5 protein-coding genes are annotated in these 2,966 nt (G+C 36.6%); 2 read left to right on the forward strand and 3 right to left on the reverse strand.

The genetic code is table 11. The features are described 5' to 3' along the window. The first annotated feature begins 224 nt into the window (after nt 1-224). Both LGZ99_RS23795 and LGZ99_RS23800 read left to right on the forward strand, forming a co-directional pair. The gene (locus tag LGZ99_RS23795; RefSeq protein WP_262979783.1) at nt 225-359 is read left to right on the forward strand and encodes a hypothetical protein; all 135 of its coding nucleotides are present in this window, start codon (nt 225-227) and stop codon (nt 357-359) included. Nucleotides 360-516: 157 nt separating this feature from the next. Continuing rightward, the gene (locus LGZ99_RS23800) at nt 517-1,239 is read left to right on the forward strand and encodes a helix-turn-helix transcriptional regulator (RefSeq protein ID WP_262979784.1); all 723 of its coding nucleotides are present in this window, start codon (nt 517-519) and stop codon (nt 1,237-1,239) included. A 337-nt stretch (nt 1,240-1,576) separates the two neighbouring features. Here LGZ99_RS23800 and LGZ99_RS23805 read toward each other — a convergent pair whose 3' ends face one another. The 3 genes from LGZ99_RS23805 to LGZ99_RS23815 form a co-directional block, all read right to left on the reverse strand. Continuing rightward, on the reverse strand, nt 1,577-1,711 hold the full coding sequence (locus tag LGZ99_RS23805; RefSeq protein ID WP_262979786.1) for a contact-dependent growth inhibition system immunity protein: 135 nt from the start codon (nt 1,709-1,711) through the stop codon (nt 1,577-1,579). A 415-nt stretch (nt 1,712-2,126) separates the two neighbouring features. After that, complete coding sequence (locus tag LGZ99_RS23810) at nt 2,127-2,633, reverse strand: contact-dependent growth inhibition system immunity protein (RefSeq protein ID WP_021325295.1); 507 nt, start codon at nt 2,631-2,633, stop codon at nt 2,127-2,129. Then, the coding region (locus LGZ99_RS23815; RefSeq protein WP_262979785.1) for an endonuclease toxin domain-containing protein at nt 2,633-2,966 on the reverse strand (334 nt) is incomplete at its 5' end. The genes LGZ99_RS23815 and LGZ99_RS23810, both read right to left, overlap by 1 nt.

A 2,966-nucleotide genomic window follows, 5' to 3' on the forward strand; every position in this document is an offset into this window, starting at 1 on the left:
GGACACACAACTCTTTAATCACCATGCTTTTCGCGGGAAGCCCCTTCCTTTCAGAGGGTGTCAAAGAGATAAGTCATCGTTTACCTATTATAATTGTTAACTACTCGCTATTTTGAACAGGTTGCCTGGTAAATAAAATTGCCACACTTACTGAACTAGTCCAGATTAGTATTTTCTAAGAAATTGATTAAAATTAATTCAAATGTTTAATTATGGGAGGCTATATGAGTGCTGTGACAAGAATCAATATTACAGACCTTCCCGAAAGTCTGAGAACAGCGGTCAGAGAAGGTCAAACTGTTGTGGCGGATTCGACTAATATACCCAAAGCAAGAGCAAAAATAACTACCCGATTGTAATTATTCATTAAAAACATAATTAATAAGAAAAATCATATAAAATATTGGCGATATTTACAGAAGCGGTAAGATCGCCCGTAAACATAATCACTCATTCATCGTAAAAGTGATATCCTTACATGGAAGTTATTACAGTTTAATCATGATGGGTGAAATTATGAAAGATAAAAGTATGAGTTTCTCTGTAAACAAAGATCTGGATGTTCGTTCAAAAAGCTTTGATGCCTTCATATCATACATGGAAAACAGCAACGATTTTTGGGCTATAAAAGACAGGGAACATCGATTCGTCTATGCCAATGATACTATGATTTATTACAGCGGTCTTCCTAAGGGTTTTAGCATAGAAGGGAGGCTTGTTAGTGAGTGTCCAGCTCCGTGGTCTGAGTTTGAAGATATTGTACATGCTAATGATGGCAATGTAATGACGAGTCAAAAGATCATTCCGGTACTAAACACCTTCACTTACGGCGGGAGAGAAAAAATAATCCAACCATTTTTGGTCAATGTTACACCACTAATGAAGGATGGAGAATGTATTGGGGTTGTGGGGCACGGTAAAAAACTTGAAATTTATTCCATGTATCATTTTGAAAACAACAGGCATCCTGACTCATTAACTTTTGGCACACCAACTGATTTATTTACAGATAGAGAGTTCGATATAATATTTTTTGCTTTGCAATCACTAAGCGCTAAAGATATAGCTAAAAAATTAGATATTTCATATAGAACGGTACAAAGTAGACTACTGATAATTTATCAGAAAATAGGGATAAATTCATTAAGCCAGTTAAAAGAATATTGCAGGGGTAAGGGATATGATAACTATGCTCCTACCCGATTTATTAACCCTAATCCCTATATACCTTTAGCATAACAATGTACAACATCGTTGTCGTCACTATGCCAATTAGGGTTCTGCCAGGCAGGACCTCTGCGCCTATCTGACGTCGTGTGTGAGACGATGCCGAAAGAGAGCTCTGCTTTACGGCGCTTAAGCGCCTGAAAAAACCATCGCTAGAAGATTCTCTCATCTCCGACCAATCCTGCCAACCCATCGGCAAAGCTACTAATGGTATGGCCCTCGCTGCTCACTACACCCAAACCCCATTTACGCAGTGAAGGCTACCCAATACGTAACGAAGACGTGTTAAAATTGTCACCATTTAACAAGAGTGACGCGAATGATCTATTTCGGAAATAGCTTTACCTGTTCAGTTTTTCAATTTTTCATGACAAGATGGCCGTATCGTTATTTGACTATCAAGAATGCAGATACCACAACTCAACATTTTCTTAAATAACTGGCATTTTGAACGGTAACTATAAGATGCCATTATCTTTGTGATCCAATTTTTATACTATTTATCATTTGCATCATGATCGAAATAATTACCATATTGATCAAGAGGAATTACCCTAATTTTTAATTAAGCATCAAGTATAGCCTCTCCTAATTCTTGTTTATATACAATTGGCTGTAATAAATGGTTGCTTCCTAAAGGATCTACCCCTAATAAACCATTACCTGAATAAGTTGACCACTACAAATCACCATTAAATTCGGCCCTTGCATGCAATCCTTGTTTGAAATCCGCACTCATTATTTCACCACCGTAATTTTAGCGGCAAGGCTCACTTAATAACTATTAAAGCCTTTTAACATAATTAGCGGACACATAATAACCATTACGTGTCCACCTTAATTAACTCTATAAATCAAAACTCATAACTAACCAGTGAAAACAAACTATTGCTTTATCATCAAACATAACTTCTACAACGTGAAAAAGCCAGTCGTAATGCTGCACCAATTTCCTCTGGAGAACTATCAGCCGGGATTACGACATAATCAGATTCAACAATGCCTTTTCCTGTCCAAAGCTCAAGTTTCTCATGACCAGAAGGCGTGATAGTTATAACACCATCTAACAAACGAATATTACAACTCTTCATCTTCTTAAATAACTGACGTTTTGAGCGATAGCGATGAAATCCCATCATCTCTGTAACCCACTGATTATATAATTCTTCTCCTTTTTCATTGTCCAAAAAATCCCCAAGATTCTCAAAGGGAATAAATCGACTCTTAGAAAGAGCATTAAAAACTACAGCACCTAATTCCTCATCAGAGGTATCGGGTGATAACATATGATTACCACCTAAAGGGTCTAAATTAAGCGAACGGTAACCGGAATAAGTTATTACTGAGTAAAAATCACCATTAAATACGCATCTAGCATTTTTCCATCGTTCAAAAATCTCACTCATTATTTCACCACTGTAATCTTAACGTTAATGTTCTTTTCTGTACCGTAAGTAATGGCTCTATTAATCTGTTCCCACTGGTCAGGAGTAGTTGTTTTAGGTACAGCAATCCTAACTTCACGTTGAGATATCATACTTGAATCAATAATTTTAGTTCCTTTAGAACCTTCCGTGAAGTTAGATGCATCATCAATATTCCTTTTTATGGAAGAATAAAGTTGTTTCGGATCCTTAATCCTTGCAGCAGTACGTGTGTCCAATGTTTTAACACTGGTAGCGATCCCTGTTTTCCCATCGTAAAAATCATATACTTCGAAATTTTTTGGTAACCGAGAA

It is taken from the genome of Photorhabdus temperata, from assembly GCF_025384845.1.
GTDB lineage: Bacteria > Pseudomonadota > Gammaproteobacteria > Enterobacterales > Enterobacteriaceae > Photorhabdus > Photorhabdus temperata.